At 38.5% G+C, this 13,908-nt stretch carries 18 protein-coding genes; 7 read left to right on the forward strand and 11 right to left on the reverse strand.

Annotation, left to right across the window (positions count from 1 at the left end; translation table 11 throughout):
- Positions 1-86 precede the first annotated feature (86 nt).
- Entirely contained in the window at positions 87-884 is a 798-nt protein-coding gene (locus tag AC3EA5_RS06690) for a DUF817 domain-containing protein (RefSeq protein ID WP_488607624.1), read from the forward strand.
- Positions 885-1,087: 203 nt separating this feature from the next.
- On the opposite strand, the gene AC3EA5_RS06695 is transcribed toward AC3EA5_RS06690, so the two are convergent.
- Positions 1,088-1,978: a TIGR01777 family oxidoreductase gene (locus AC3EA5_RS06695; RefSeq protein ID WP_488607625.1), complete on the reverse strand. Its 891-nt coding sequence runs from the start codon at positions 1,976-1,978 to the stop codon at positions 1,088-1,090.
- A gap of 33 nt (positions 1,979-2,011) precedes the next feature.
- On the opposite strand from AC3EA5_RS06695, the gene AC3EA5_RS06700 reads away from it, so the two are divergent.
- Positions 2,012-2,140 carry a hypothetical protein gene (locus tag AC3EA5_RS06700; protein WP_488607626.1) on the forward strand — a complete coding sequence of 43 codons (129 nt, stop codon included), beginning with the start codon at positions 2,012-2,014 and terminating at the stop codon, positions 2,138-2,140.
- Positions 2,141-2,286: 146 nt separating this feature from the next.
- Here AC3EA5_RS06700 and AC3EA5_RS06705 read toward each other — a convergent pair whose 3' ends face one another.
- From AC3EA5_RS06705 to AC3EA5_RS06740, 8 genes are all read right to left on the reverse strand, one after another.
- Positions 2,287-2,667 carry a peroxiredoxin family protein gene (locus AC3EA5_RS06705; RefSeq protein WP_488607627.1) on the reverse strand — a complete coding sequence of 127 codons (381 nt, stop codon included), beginning with the start codon at positions 2,665-2,667 and terminating at the stop codon, positions 2,287-2,289.
- Positions 2,668-2,683: 16 nt separating this feature from the next.
- Positions 2,684-3,028 carry a DsrE/DsrF/DrsH-like family protein gene (locus tag AC3EA5_RS06710; protein ID WP_488607628.1) on the reverse strand — a complete coding sequence of 115 codons (345 nt, stop codon included), beginning with the start codon at positions 3,026-3,028 and terminating at the stop codon, positions 2,684-2,686.
- Between the two features lie 31 nt (positions 3,029-3,059).
- Positions 3,060-3,836, reverse strand: coding sequence for a sulfite exporter TauE/SafE family protein (locus AC3EA5_RS06715; protein WP_394190597.1), 777 nt, complete (start codon positions 3,834-3,836; stop codon positions 3,060-3,062).
- Between the two features lie 49 nt (positions 3,837-3,885).
- A complete protein-coding gene (locus tag AC3EA5_RS06720; protein ID WP_488607629.1) occupies positions 3,886-5,013 on the reverse strand; it encodes an MBL fold metallo-hydrolase in 1,128 nt (375 codons plus the stop codon).
- 35 nt (positions 5,014-5,048) lie between these two features.
- On the reverse strand, positions 5,049-5,444 hold the full coding sequence (locus tag AC3EA5_RS06725) for a DsrE/DsrF/DrsH-like family protein (protein WP_488607630.1): 396 nt from the start codon (positions 5,442-5,444) through the stop codon (positions 5,049-5,051).
- 38 nt (positions 5,445-5,482) lie between these two features.
- Positions 5,483-6,052, reverse strand: coding sequence for a sulfurtransferase TusA family protein (locus tag AC3EA5_RS06730; RefSeq protein ID WP_488607631.1), 570 nt, complete (start codon positions 6,050-6,052; stop codon positions 5,483-5,485).
- A gap of 51 nt (positions 6,053-6,103) precedes the next feature.
- Positions 6,104-6,400, reverse strand: a complete 297-nt coding sequence (locus tag AC3EA5_RS06735; RefSeq protein WP_488607632.1) for a rhodanese-like domain-containing protein — start codon at positions 6,398-6,400, stop codon at positions 6,104-6,106.
- 104 nt (positions 6,401-6,504) lie between these two features.
- Positions 6,505-6,732, reverse strand: a complete 228-nt coding sequence (locus AC3EA5_RS06740) for a sulfurtransferase TusA family protein (protein ID WP_488607633.1) — start codon at positions 6,730-6,732, stop codon at positions 6,505-6,507.
- 205 nt (positions 6,733-6,937) lie between these two features.
- On the opposite strand from AC3EA5_RS06740, the gene AC3EA5_RS06745 reads away from it, so the two are divergent.
- Genes AC3EA5_RS06745 through AC3EA5_RS06755 form a run of 3 tightly spaced genes read left to right on the forward strand, consistent with a single transcriptional unit; the run spans position 6,938 to position 8,084 of the window.
- Positions 6,938-7,216, forward strand: coding sequence for a hypothetical protein (locus tag AC3EA5_RS06745; protein WP_488607634.1), 279 nt, complete (start codon positions 6,938-6,940; stop codon positions 7,214-7,216).
- Positions 7,217-7,272: 56 nt separating this feature from the next.
- Entirely contained in the window at positions 7,273-7,620 is a 348-nt protein-coding gene (locus tag AC3EA5_RS06750) for a MerR family transcriptional regulator (RefSeq protein ID WP_488607635.1), read from the forward strand.
- A complete protein-coding gene (locus tag AC3EA5_RS06755) occupies positions 7,617-8,084 on the forward strand; it encodes an SRPBCC family protein (protein WP_488607636.1) in 468 nt (155 codons plus the stop codon). Before AC3EA5_RS06750 ends, AC3EA5_RS06755 begins: the two co-directional genes overlap by 4 nt.
- Positions 8,085-8,138: 54 nt before the next feature.
- Here AC3EA5_RS06755 and AC3EA5_RS06760 read toward each other — a convergent pair whose 3' ends face one another.
- On the reverse strand, positions 8,139-8,870 hold the full coding sequence (locus tag AC3EA5_RS06760; protein ID WP_488607637.1) for a hypothetical protein: 732 nt from the start codon (positions 8,868-8,870) through the stop codon (positions 8,139-8,141).
- A gap of 66 nt (positions 8,871-8,936) precedes the next feature.
- Positions 8,937-9,692, reverse strand: coding sequence for an exodeoxyribonuclease III (locus AC3EA5_RS06765; protein ID WP_488607638.1), 756 nt, complete (start codon positions 9,690-9,692; stop codon positions 8,937-8,939).
- A gap of 84 nt (positions 9,693-9,776) precedes the next feature.
- On the opposite strand from AC3EA5_RS06765, the gene AC3EA5_RS06770 reads away from it, so the two are divergent.
- Both AC3EA5_RS06770 and AC3EA5_RS06775 read left to right on the forward strand, forming a co-directional pair.
- Positions 9,777-11,732: a GTP-binding protein gene (locus AC3EA5_RS06770; protein ID WP_488607641.1), complete on the forward strand. Its 1,956-nt coding sequence runs from the start codon at positions 9,777-9,779 to the stop codon at positions 11,730-11,732.
- Between the two features lie 812 nt (positions 11,733-12,544).
- A complete protein-coding gene (locus AC3EA5_RS06775) occupies positions 12,545-13,423 on the forward strand; it encodes a DMT family transporter (RefSeq protein WP_488607639.1) in 879 nt (292 codons plus the stop codon).
- The last annotated feature ends 485 nt before the right edge of the window (positions 13,424-13,908 follow it).

Raw genomic sequence — 13,908 nt, forward strand, 5'->3', positions numbered from 1 at the left:
AGTAAAGAACCTTTCAAAAAACATAACGTCTTATTAATAACCGCAATTGCCGTATTAAAAATTACAAAGGTAGGTGATTTACACTCATGAAAAATCTTCTACAATTCACTTATTTACAAGCTCTATCTTGCGTATTTCCCGTAATCATTTTTGCTGCTTTGGCCTTATCCAAATTTATAGACATTCCCTTTTTGCCCCGCTATGATTTCATCCTAATTATTTGTGTTATGGCGCAAATCGGGATGCTCGCATCAAAATTAGAAACGTTTGATGAGTTTAAAGTCATTTGTTTATTTCATATCATCGGTCTTGCCCTGGAGTTATATAAAGTTCATATGGGTTCGTGGTCATACCCAGAGGAAGCTTATAGCAAAATAATGGGGGTTCCTTTGTACAGCGGCTTTATGTACGCAAGTGTTGCAAGCTATATTTGCCAAAGTTGGCGAAGAATGAAGTTGCAAATAATCAATTGGCCAAAATCTATCTATGCGATCTTAATAAGTTCTCTCATTTATCTCAATTTCTTTACTCATCATTACCTCTATGATTTAAGATGGGTACTAACTGTACTTCTATTAGTCATCTTCTTTAGAACCGCCGTTACCTATCAAATCTTTGAGCAACGATATACAATGTCATTAACCTTGTCCTTTCTTCTGATTGGCTTTTTTATATGGATCGCCGAAAATATCACAACATTTTTAGGCGCATGGCAATATCCAAATCAAGAAGAGGTATGGTCGCTCGTTCATATCGGGAAAATTAGCTCTTGGTTTTTATTAGTCGTAATCAGCGTGATCATTGTCGCTCAATTAAAACGAGTCAAACACGAATCCCCTCAGACTGAAATAGAGAAAACCGGTTGGCTTGCACGCATTTATTAGTTTGTTTTGGTCAGGAATTTACTTTATCAATCAGTTTCGTACATTTATCAATCAAATTGGAGATTTATCAATCAATCTGAGGATTTATCAATCAAAATCACACTTTTATCAATCAAACCCGTCTCAAATTCAAGTCTACTTCTTGAGATTTCCACTACAAAAAACACCTTCCACAAAGTTAATTTCGTGGAAGGTGTTTTGTATTAGTTCTTCACAATTTGTTTAAGAGCTTGATCTAAAGTGGCATAAGTAAACACATAACCTTCTTGCTCTAGTCTCTCGGGAAGTACCCAGCGACTTTTAAGGATAAGTTCTGTTTCGGTTCTCATAAATACAGCACCGATTTCTAACATCCATTTCGGAGAAGGTAATGCTACACGTTGATTTTTCGCTTTTCGCAAATGATTCATAAAGTCTCTATTACTGACCGGTTGTGGAGCTGACGCATTGAAGACCCCACTCAATTCTTTATTAGCCTGAATGAATTGAACGATTTGGTACACATCTTCAATATGAATCCAACTGAACATTTGCGTACCCGTACCTTGAACTCCTCCGAGTCCAAATCGTACTAAATTCAAATAAGGTTCCATTACCCCTCCATCCTCACCTAACACGATGGCAATACGTAAGGCCACTTTTCGTGTTTGGGGCAAATGAAAGGCGAATAAAGATTGTTCCCACGCTTTTGCCACGTCCACTGAAAATCCTTCACCGATTTCTCCATTCGTTTCAGTCATAGGGCGATCTTCTGCATGACGATAAATTGTTGCTGTGCTCGAGTTAACCCAAAGTTCTGGCGGATGTTCACAAGCTAAAATCGCTAAGCCAATCGTATCCGTCGTCTCCGTTCGAGAATGTATAATTTCTTTTTTGTTCTTTTCATTGTACCGACAATTCACTGATTTTCCTGCTAGATTAATGACAAGTTCTGCCCTATTGAGTGCGGAAATAATCTTGTCTTGGTCATTCCAAGAGATATGTTGGGGCTGCCTTGAAATAATGAAAACTTCATACCCCTGTTCTTTATATTTCTTTTCGAAGTATTGGCCAATAAATCCGGTTCCACCGGCTAAAACAACTTTCTTCTTCACGGTTGTTCCTCCTCTTAAAAGCATTTCTACTTATTGAGACGAAAACAATCGGATAAAGATGCTTTAGTACCTGAGAAAAACATTCTTCATTTGGTGGGAGGGATTCAAGGATTCGATTGGTGTATTCAAGAATTCATCGGATCTATTCAAGCATTGACGTGACCTATTCAAGGATTCGACTACCACTTTCTAAAATTCATCTTTTTCATACAATTTCTAATCCGCTATTGTAATAAATAATTAAAAAAGGAGTGTCACAAAAGTCACTTTATATGACTTTTGGGACACTCACCTTCTAATCTATCAATTTAAAAATGAACAAACAGATCGGCTTTGGCTGCTTCATTTAATACCCATTTAATCGACACTTGGTCTGCGTCAAATCTAAATGATGTATCTGTATGAATATCCAAATCAACTACGTATAATTGGACGCCCAAATCCACTGCGATTTCGAGTAATTCGTGTACAGAGGATACTTCGAAATTCTTCAGTGCATTTGATAAATACTCAAGTCCTTTTGATGGAAGAGGTACATAATTATCAGCTAGTATGTCTATTCCATTTCTAGAAAAGACTAAGCTAACCTCAGCACCTGAAGCAGCGGCTCCAACGGCAATATTCAATGGAGGGTATGCTGATTCCAATTCGTTGTGCATGGCGAGTACTAACACTTTTTTTGTTTCCATAGAAGTGATTCCTCCTTTAATAACTCAAGACAGCGTCTGCTTCATAAGCTATCTCTAGGAAAGAAGCAACACCTGATAGTTCAGCACCGTCTATAAGTTCTAGGCCATCTGCTATTAAGACATTCATTTGGCAACCAAATAATTTAATGCCACTTTGGATAGCTGTTTTTAAAAGCATTTCTAGGTCCGTACCATGAGTTCGATTTAGTTTTCTCAAGTAGCGCATGTCTAAAACATGGGCTCCATCTAAATCGAAGAATATTGAAATGGAGTGATTCGCACTTTTTTCGATTGCTTCTGTTAGTACTGCTGGTGCATTTGAACTTAAGGAAACAAAGTATACGAGTGTTTGATTCGCCACGCTCTTCACTTCTTTCTATTCAAGCTAGTGCTTATAGAATGTCAATCCAGATTTTAATTGCTGTAACCGCAATCAGGATTGCTAAAATGACTTGCAAGATTTTCGTGTTAATCTTCTTACCAGCCATTGCGCCAAGTGGTGCAGCGATTAAACTAGCGACAATCATAATAGCCGCTGGGTAGTAATCAACTTGACCCGTTGTTAATTTCCCGATGGTCGCACCAATGGATGAAATAAACGTAATCGCTAGTGATGAAGCGATGGTCATACGCGTAGGAATTTTAAGGACAACTAACATGATTGGTACCAGTAAGAAAGCACCTGCCGCTCCAACAATCCCTGACCCGATCCCTACGATGAATGCCAATGACGCAGCAATCCATTTATTAAACGTAACTTGGTCAAATGGAATGTCATCAATATTCTTTTTCGGAATAAACATCATAACTGCAGCAATCACAGCTAGTATTCCGTACACCAAGTTAATTCCAGACTCACTCATTAAACGTGATCCAAAACTACCGATAAAGCTACCTAGTAGAATCGCTCCACCCATATAGATGATTAATGATTTATTTAAATAACCACCCTTACGATAAGCCCAAACACCACCAATGGTCGCAAAGAATACTTGTACTGCACTAATCCCAGAAACTTCATGAGCACTGAATGCAGCCAATCCAAACAATGATGGAATATATAAAAGCATTGGGTATTTGATAATGGAGCCACCTATACCTAACATACCTGATATATAGGATCCTACAAATCCGATTAGAAAAATAACAACTACAAATGTTAAATCCATAGAAAATCCTCCTTTAGAAAAAGGGAACACAAAGGTTCCCTTTTTTACATTATCTTACTGCACAACGATTTGGACCAATTTCCATTTCGCGTTGGTAATCTTCATTAGGCGTCATAATCCCCATATTGGTTTGACGAATTTCCTGATAAGCATTTGGTTGAGGTGGCAAATCTTTTGTAACCATATCACGGAACACTTGCTCATCCTCAATGTTTAAACCATGATTTTCTGCATATAACGTACCTAGTTTTTTAGCAACTGTTCCATTATCATTCAATTCTTCAATCACCATGAAATGGGCTGGAAGAACAATAAGTTCAGATGACAATTCTTTGTAACGACTATACAGACTCTCTCTTAAGTCACCAACCCAGTCTTCTGCCAGACCAGCAAGGTCTGGACGTCCAATCGAATCGATGAATAAAATATCACCTGAAAGTAAATACGTTCCGTCGATTACAAATGAAGTCGATCCAATTGTGTGACCTGGAGAATATAGTGCATCAATCGAAATGGTCGTTTGACCTATTTGAACATTTTCTCCATCCTCAAGAGGCTTATACTCAAATACAACTTCAGTTGCATCTTTTGGAGGCAACCAGTATGTTGCATTTGTCGTCTCAGCAATCGTGCGTCCACCTGAAATATGATCAGCATGTAAATGCGTATCAAATACATGTGTAATTTTCGCATCCAACTTGTTTGCGAAGTCAACATAAACATCAGTCATGCGTGTAGAATCAATAATTGCAGCTTCACCATTTGAAACCACCATATAAGAAAGACAACCTTTACCGATGCGTACAAATTGATACAATTCGCCGCCACCTTGTAAGTCTCCCACTTTTACCGGTTCCAAATATTCACTCCAAGATTTCATTCCACCTAGAAGATACGAAACATCCATACCTTCATCTGAAAGCATTTCAGCGATCATAATCGAAGATCCTTCTTTCGCACAAACCACTAAGACTTCTTTATCCGAAGGGATTTGTGGAAGAATTTCCTCTACGCCATCTAAGAGGTCAAAGTATGGCACGTTTAAATAATCAAATTTTTCGCCTTCTATTTTCCAATCTTGAAAAGCGTCTTGATTACGCACATCCAAAATGAACAATGATTCTTTGTTGAAAACTTTTTTTGCTACTTCTTGTGAAGTCTTTGCATGTACAGCCAATTTTATATCCTCCTACCTAAACATAAGTTTATTAATTAAAACGTTAAAGTAACGTCGGCTTCGTTAGCGAATGCAAGGAATGTTACTGCTCCGCCTACTTCAATACCATCTATAAAGTTTTCTTTTTCAAGACCCATAACATCCATTGTCATTTGGCAACCAATGAATTTCACGCCTAAATCTTGTGCCATTTCAACTAATTCAGGAATAGCTGGTACATTTGCTTTTGCGAATCCTTCTGCAAAATGCTCTTTTCCTTCAGGCATTTGTAATTGTTGGTATGCTTGATTGTGAATTAAGTTTAATCCTTCAAACGTGAAGAAAATTTGTACTTCTTGATCGGTAGCAGCTGCTGCCGTTGCGATATTGAAAACCTTATATGCGTCGAATAATCCACCATTACTTGCGATAATTGCTACTTTTTTAGTCATTTAAAATTCCCCCTGATAATTTGTTTGTTTGCTTTGCATTAAAGACTTGTTGTGTTTCCTGACCATTCACTCATGCCAGGAACCACATTGGTTACTTTTGTAAATCCTTGTTTTGTTAATTGTTGAGCAGCGAAATCACTACGATTTCCTGTTCTACACACCACATAAATATCTTGTTCACTATTTAGTTCACCGATGCGCGTCTCTAATTCGCCTAAAGGAATAGAGATTGCGTTTGGAATGTGATTAAAGGCATATTCTGCGGCTTCACGAACATCCAAAACAACGGCATTCGGTCGACTTGATAAAATAGCTTCAAGCTCGGCATTACTCATAACTTGTGTATGCTGACGAGGAGCTGCCTCCTCACCAGTCGATTTTCGAATATAATGTTTTAACACTTTATCAACTTCGACAGTGCCTAAATATTGGTGACCCATACTGTCAGCCCATGCTTTTAAATCAGCTCGTGATCCTTGATCAGTAGCTAATATTTCTAATACTTGACCACCTTCAAGGTTGGTCATTGCTTTTTTTGTTTTAACAATCGGCATTGGACATGCTAATCCTTTTGCGTCGACTGAAACATCAGATTTAATTGTCTCCATATTTACCCCCAGTAAATATACCCGTTTGGGTAATAAATTTGGTTCAGTGTTTTACTCAGTTTCGCCTTCCCAAGAAAGCATTCCACCGTCCATGTTAATTACTTTATACCCTTGGCTAGCAAGGAAATGTGTCGCTTGACCGCTTCTTCCGCCTGAACGACAAACCATGATATATTCTTGTGACTTATCTAATTCACTCATACGGAATTCAATTAAACCTAAAGGAATATTGACTGCTCCAGGGATTTTCCCTTCTGCTACTTCCCCAACTTCACGAACGTCGATAATTGAAGGGTTTTTTCCTTCTTTTAATAAATTTTCTACTTCCATTGGTGATATTGATTTCATTTTAAGTTCCTCCTTAAATTGTCTGATTCGATTTAGAATCGTTTAGATTTTATGTTTGTTGCGAATGTATTATACCCTGTTAGGTATTATTTAAGACAAAAAAATTATCCTTTTTGTATCCAAAATTTTAAAACGTCATTTTCTTCTTCGTGTTTCAATAACTCATGACCGCCAGATTTTGCCCAAGCTGTTAAATCATTTAATGCACCTTTATCTGTCGTATGAATTTCCAACACTTGGCCCGATGACATATCGGTCAAACTTTTCTTTGTTTTTACAATCGGCATTGGACAAGCTAGTCCTTTTGCGTCTAAAACTTTATCTGCCAACATGAAAGACCCTCCAATAGTTTACCCACTCGGGTTTGATAAAGAGTAGCAACGGCATTTTTTCAAGCCTTCGTACTCTTTTGTACTTGTGTACCTAACATATAATATACCCCCTTAGGTATAATGTCAAACATTTTATTCACATTAATAAAGGGTTTGATCTTAAAAATAACGAATTACTTATAACACAACGAATACAGGAGGATTTTTGAAAAAATTATCTACTCAGTTTGCAGCTCTACTGTTTATATCTGGTGTCCTGTTATTTGGGCTCATGCATGTGGCCATTGCCATTGCTTCATCACAAGGTATTTTTATTCATGGCTTTATGAATACAGTTTCAGGTATTAGTGGGTGGATTCCTTATCTTTTGAGCATTGTTTTTATGGCTTCTGGGGGATTCATCTTGAGCAACGAAATATTAAATGAACGGGATCGTGAAGAAAGCCAAGGAAAAGTTTATCACTATGTGGAAGAAAAAGAATAATTCATTTGACTCTGTGGTGCACCCTAGCCTTTAAACTTTAGGAGAGGAGGAATCCTGTGTATAAAATAAGTGAATTTAGCGAACTTACTGGACTTAGTAAAGAGACATTACGTTATTATGAACAAGAAAAACTACTTGAACCCGCATACGTAGATCCTAACAATCATTATCGCTATTACGATGATGGCTCTTTTTTTCTTGCAGCATTGCTTCAAACACTGAGGAATTTCGAGTGCACCATTCAAGAAATGAAGGTTGTTATGGATAATGAGTCCTTTAAAGATTTAGAGAGTTTATTGGAACGAAAGAAGACGCGCCTTGAAGAAGAAGTACAGCAAAAACAACAAAAAATCCGTGAAATTGAAGCATTCATACGCTCGGGACAGGAGGAATCAGATAGATGAAATGGCAAGAAGAACGAATCATTGATGCACCAATTGAAGTGGTATGGACGTTGTTTGAAGAAGAAAATGCGCAACGAATTATGCCAAAAGTGGTTGAAAACCGCTGGCTTGAAAAGAAACCAGGTACTTTGGGGTCGACTTACGAGCAAACGTACCAAGAAGGAAAACGAAAAGAAACGTACGTGGTGGAAATCATCGAATTTGAGAATACGGACGATCGAAAACACAAACGTATTCAATTCCGTCTCGCTGGTGCTTTTGAAATGAACTTATTATTTACATTAGAACGATTGAATGAGAAACAAACGAAATTCATATATGCCGGTTCAAACACGGGCATTAACTTTGTAGGACGTGCGATGTTAAAACTAGGTAATAAAAAAGCAGGAGATAAGGTCGTAACTGACTTTTTAGATCGTGTAGAACAAGAAGCCATGGCTGACTACACTGTTTCGTCTAATTAAGAAATGCCAGCAACCTTTGCGCGTTGCTGGCATTTTTGACAGATATTCATGAAATTATTCGATTTCAGAGGATTTCGGTTCATGTTTTACTTGTTCTGCTTTTGCCGCTCGAGCTTTGCCGGTAAGCATTTGCGTAAAAGTTGTATATCCTGCATCAATTTTCTCCGCTAGATAATTGGTTCTCTCAAAAAGAACCGAACGAAAATAATCGATTTGTCGCATGATTTTTTCCATAAACGCTTCCTGGTTTTCTAATCGGTTCCCCATCTCCACTTGGATTTCTTCTTGCTTTGCTAGTTGCTGAACCAATTGGTTTTGCAAGTGAACTTGTTCATCCATCTTCAACTGAAGCTGTACATTCGCTTCTTCAGCTTGCTTCAATTTGAGAAGAACCTCTTGATTTGCTTGTGTCATCATGTTCATAAGATCTTTCGCAAGCGGTTCTTGATTTTCGAACGAAGATTGCAGCTTCCCTTGTCTATCCTCAACATTTTTTAATTTCTCCAACACTTGATGGTCTAAGTTTTTCTGTTGTGTATTCATTTGTCTTTGATGATTCATTTTCGATTGGACATATTTCCACCGTGATGTCTGCATGGAGGCGTGCTTTTCAACCGAATCTTTTAAATCTATATAGGACTGTTGAAGTAAATCATTTGTTTTTTGTTGCGCTTCTAACATATCCGCTAAGGTATCTTGCTTAAAATAAGATTGATTCACTTCAACAACCGTTGCCGGATTCTTTAGTATGTCCGGGTGTTTTCCCGAATTGATATAAAGGCCCATATTCCGTTACACCCCTTTTTGTTCATCTTATGCAGACACTTAAAAAGTGGGGATAGTTCTTGATTGTCAATCGTTTATTTCCAAAACAATCGGGCAGTGATCGCTCCCTAAAACATGGGGATGAATTGTAGCGCTCTTTAATTGTGGCACCAACTGATTTGAGGCGATAAAATAGTCGATTCTCCAACCAATATTTCGCTCACGAACCTTACTCATGTAGGACCACCACGTATACGCATCTTCTTGAGTTGGATGAAAATGTCTGTAGGTATCAACGAATCCCGATTCGAGTAATGCCGTCATTTTCCCACGCTCTTCCATCGTAAACCCAGAGTTCCCTCTATTCGACTTCGCATTTTTTAAATCAATTTCTTCATGGGCTACATTTAAGTCCCCACATAGAATGACAGGTTTTTTTGCATCCAATTGGTTTAAATAAACCCTCATGTCGTCTTCCCACTCTAAACGGTATGTCAAACGAGACAAATCCCGCTTTGAATTTGGCGTGTACACATTCACTAAGTAAAAATGTTCGAATTCAAGCGTCAATATACGTCCTTCCGCCTCTTCAGGCATATCTCCCACACCGTATGTAACAGACAGCGGTTCAATTTTAGTGAAAACTGCTGTACCGGAATAGCCTTTCTTCAATGCGTAATTCCAGTATTGGTGATAGCCCTCTAATGGCAAATCGATTTGACCCGCTTGCAATTTCACTTCTTGCATACAAAATATATCTGCATCAATCTCGGTGAAATAATCTAGAAATCCTTTATTCACACACGCTCTTAAGCCGTTTACATTCCAAGAAACAAACTTCATCTATTAAAAACTCCTTTTTCATAGGTTGAATCTATCTACTGTACTATAATTACATACAATGAGTTTGAAATGAACAGAGGTGACATGTTGAATAAAACAATTGGCATATTAGCACATGTGGATGCTGGGAAAACAACGTTTTCTGAGCAACTGCTTTATCATACAAAAACAATTAAACAAAGAGGACGTGTCGACCATAAAGATGCGTTTCTCGATAGTCATGAAATAGAGAAAAACCGCGGAATCACCGTTTTCGCCGACCAAGCTGTTTTTCAATTGAATGCGTCCACTTACTATTTAATCGATACCCCAGGACACGTCGACTTCTCCCCAGAAATGGAACGCGCCATTCAAGTAATGGATGTTGCAATCTTAATTATTAGCGCAGTCGATGGCGTTCAAGGACATACCGAAACCATTTGGCAATTACTAAGGAAACACCAAGTACCGACTTTTATCTTTTTGAATAAAACCGATCAAGAAGGAGCACATATTGAACGAGTACTTGAAGATATACGTACTTCATTAACCAAAAACGTCTTTGATTGTACATCGTCTATCGAAAATGGTGTTATGACCGAGCCGTTAATCGAATTTCTAGCTGAACAGGATGAGACATTGTTTGAAACATTCATGGAGTCAGGGTATGACGAGGAATTATGGATGACGACAATGAAGGAATTGGTGAAACAAAACAGGTTTTTCCCACTCATGTCGGGTTCAGCTTTAAAGGATTTGGGCGTAATCGAGTGCATGGAACTCGTAGATGTTTTGACTCAGACAAATTACGTAAGCGAAGGACCGTTTGCTGGTCAAGTGTATAAAATCCGCTATGACGAAAGTGAAACAAGACTAACATTCATGAAGTGTTTGAGTGGCACATTGCGTGTACGAGATGAAGTAAGTTACGGAGCGGATGATAAACGAGTAACCGAGAAGGTCACACAAATTCGCAAAGTGAACGGTCAAACATTTGAATCTGTTCAACAAGTGAGTGCTGGTGAACTATTCGCAATTACAGGTTTGACACAAGCTTCTGTCGGAGACGGCATTGGGGAAAATAAAGAAACCGCTCAATATGATATGGTTCCTACCTTAACTTCTAAAGTGATGTTCGATTCTTCCATTCATGTAAAAGACATGGTGGGCTGTTTTCATCTACTTGACGCGGAAGACCCTTCCTTGCGCGTCATTTGGAATGAACAATTCCAGGAAATCCACGTTCATGTCATGGGCGTCATTCAACTAGAAGTTCTCGAACACATGATTCAAGACCGTTTCAATTATCAGGTGTCATTTGGCGATCCTCAAATTTTATATAAAGAAACGATTGAAGCACCTGTTACAGGTTATGGACATTTTGAACCGTTAAAACATTATGCAGAAGTTCATCTTCTTATTGAGCCCGCTGAACGGAATAGCGGGATTACATTTGAAAATGTCTGCCACGCAAATGACATGTCGATTGGCCATCAAAACTTAGTCCACCATCATTTATTTGAACGAAACCATCATGGGCTACTAACTGGCTCCACTCTGACAGACGTGAAAATCACTTTGCTCACGGGAAGAGGTCATAACGAACATACTTCGGGAGGCGATTTCAGAGAAGCATCCTATCGAGCATTGCGACAAGGCTTAGAGAAAGCACAGAACGTGCTGCTCGAACCGTATTATGATTTCACAATTCGAGTAGAGCTTGATCAAATTGGAAAAGTCTTTTCCGATATTCAGCAAGCACATGGCACGTTCGAACCGCCTGAAACGATTGGCAGTAAAACGATCGTTAAAGGTAGAGTTCCTGTTGCAACGTTTATGAACTACAGCATCGAGTTTGCTTCCTTTACACATGGCAAAGGCAGTCTACAAATGATTTTCAGCGGATATGACCGCTGTCATAATCCTAAAGAAGTCATTGAGAAAATGGGCTATAACAAAGATGCTGATCCTGAGTACAGTTCTACTTCTATTTTTTGTGCCAAAGGAAAAGGCTATCCTGTTCCTTGGGATGAAGCAGAATCCATGATGCATTGTCTATGAGAAAACCGTCATCCACGAATTGGGTGACGGTTTTTTGGAGAGTTTTCTCATTCAAGTGACGATCTTTCTTGTGACTGATTTTCATTGCGATGGACGCTTTCCGCGGGGGCACGAGCTTTAGCCGCTTCCCTCGCGATACTCAGTCCAGGGTCTAAAGTTCGTGCTGTTCCCCCAGGAAAGATTAGAACCAAAGTTGGTTCTAATCTTTGCGACGAAGCTAGCAGAGCGATGCAACGCACTTTCATGTTTCGAAGCTAGCGAAGCGATGCAGAAACAGGAGCAGTTGTTTTACGCCACCTCCATTTCAATCAGTAAAATATAAGGTTTACTTATAGTAGTAAAATCCTCTAGATTACCAAATCCACATGGCTTTTTTTCTAATAGATGAATTGCCCCTATATAGACTTAATCACTCTTTACCTGATCTGCCCTCTAATTCAATAAGAAAAAGGCTTTACTCCTTCTTGAAGTAAAGCACCCGTTAGCCATCCATGTAGCTAAAAATAATAGCAACACCACAGATCATGAAAGAATATTACGTTCTTTCATGGGAGTTCAATAAGAGATTACTTAATTTTGATTGTTTCTAAAATTTCTTTTGTGAGTTTAATTGTCTGGTTTCGGCCAATATTATTGTCTGCTATAATAATACACATTGAAGTTAATTTTGATCAGAGGTGAATCAATATGTATTGGACTCCATTATTCGAAAACGATGTACCAGTAGCACTCTTCCTTTAATGGAGTGAAGGTTACTACATCTCTCCGTTAGGGGCATTTTCGGCCTAAACAAAAGACGGAGGGTACAAAAAATGAAAAATAACACCTTATTAGGTTCCTTGTATTTAGTTTTAGCATCAAGTATTTGGGGCGGTATGTACGTCGTTGTAAAAGTAGTGGTATCAGTCATACCTCCACTCGAACTTGTGTGGTTGCGTTATGTAGTGGCTCTTTTTGCACTTCTCATTATCGGCTTAGTTACAAGACAAAAATGGAGAATTGAAAAACGTTATTTCCTAATAATAATTGCCATTGGGATTATCGGTAACGCCATCTCAATAGTTGCTCAAGAAACTGGAACAATGTTATCTACAGCACAAATGGGAGCCATTATAACTTCCTCAACACCAGCATTTATGGTTATTTTTGCTCGCTTAATTCTTAAAGAACGTTTGACTTTAAGGAAGGGAATTTCCGTTAGCTTAGCAACAATTGGAGTACTACTCATTGTTGGAATTGGTAATATGAGTATGTCCAGTAAAATTGGTGGTATTTGGCTTCTTATTGCGGCTTTAACATGGGCGCTCATGTCTGTACTTGTAAAAAAGTTACCGAGTGATTATTCACAAATTGTGGTAACGACCTATTCAATATTGGTTGCCCTAATTGTATTGACCCCATTTGTTTTGCCACGGTTACATGAAATTAATATCTCTGAACTGACTCACCCGACTATTTGGGGTGGACTTTTATATTTGGGCGTTATTTCAACAGCAGTTGGATTTTTACTTTGGAATCGTGGATTGCAAATGCTTAACGCCTCAAATGGGGGGTTATTTTTCTTCTTTCAACCAGTGGTTGGAACATTACTTGGATGGCTTATTCTAGGCGAGAACATAGGTGTAACGTTTTGGATAGGATCAATCCTAATTCTCACTGGTGTTTTATTCGTTATTAAAGAGAAAAACTAGTATTGCAAAACCCCTTCAACTTTATTTGAAGGGGTTTTGTCTGTTTAAAATTATTCTTTCTTACTCAACTAACCTGCTGCGTTAGCCACCCATGCATCGCAATACCTGCGCTGCACCACAGAGGATGAAAATGTTTTAAGAACGGGTATAGATTACCAAGGCTAGGTGATGAAGGTCGATGAACTATGGTGCCTAGAGCCCGAGCGTTAGTCTGACTCCAACAACCACGGTGTATCACAGAATGTCGCACCCTCAATGGGGTAGCACTCATGGGAGATTAATCCTACTCAGGTTGTTGCACTAGCCAATTACTCTATACTTTTTACTAGGGGGAGGATTTTTGATCAGAACCACTATCAATTTAATAATAAATTTTACAAGGCTCAGCCTTTTTTAAAAAAGTATTTTACTGGGTCTGCTTTAATTTGGTCTTTTATGGTTTTAATTTTCATGGGAGTTCAATAAGAAAAAAGGCTTTACTCCTT

This window comes from Paenisporosarcina sp. (genome assembly GCF_057785155.1).

Excerpts from the sequence above, each read along its gene's own strand:
- AC3EA5_RS06690 (WP_488607624.1), top strand. The coding sequence starts at position 87 with ATGAAAAATCTTCTACAATTCACTTATTTACAAGCTCTATCTTGCGTA.
- AC3EA5_RS06705 (WP_488607627.1), bottom strand. The coding sequence starts at position 2,667 with ATGGAAACAAAAAAAGTGTTAGTACTCGCCATGCACAACGAATTGGAA.
- AC3EA5_RS06715 (WP_394190597.1), bottom strand. The coding sequence starts at position 3,836 with ATGGATTTAACATTTGTAGTTGTTATTTTTCTAATCGGATTTGTAGGA.
- AC3EA5_RS06725 (WP_488607630.1), bottom strand. The coding sequence starts at position 5,444 with ATGACTAAAAAAGTAGCAATTATCGCAAGTAATGGTGGATTATTCGAC.
- AC3EA5_RS06730 (WP_488607631.1), bottom strand. The coding sequence starts at position 6,052 with ATGGAGACAATTAAATCTGATGTTTCAGTCGACGCAAAAGGATTAGCA.
- AC3EA5_RS06735 (WP_488607632.1), bottom strand. The coding sequence starts at position 6,400 with ATGAAATCAATATCACCAATGGAAGTAGAAAATTTATTAAAAGAAGGA.
- AC3EA5_RS06740 (WP_488607633.1), bottom strand. The coding sequence starts at position 6,732 with ATGTTGGCAGATAAAGTTTTAGACGCAAAAGGACTAGCTTGTCCAATG.
- AC3EA5_RS06755 (WP_488607636.1), top strand. The coding sequence starts at position 7,617 with ATGAAATGGCAAGAAGAACGAATCATTGATGCACCAATTGAAGTGGTA.
- AC3EA5_RS06760 (WP_488607637.1), bottom strand. The coding sequence starts at position 8,870 with ATGGGCCTTTATATCAATTCGGGAAAACACCCGGACATACTAAAGAAT.
- AC3EA5_RS06765 (WP_488607638.1), bottom strand. The coding sequence starts at position 9,692 with ATGAAGTTTGTTTCTTGGAATGTAAACGGCTTAAGAGCGTGTGTGAAT.
- AC3EA5_RS06770 (WP_488607641.1), top strand. The coding sequence starts at position 9,777 with ATGTTGAATAAAACAATTGGCATATTAGCACATGTGGATGCTGGGAAA.
- AC3EA5_RS06775 (WP_488607639.1), top strand. The coding sequence starts at position 12,545 with ATGAAAAATAACACCTTATTAGGTTCCTTGTATTTAGTTTTAGCATCA.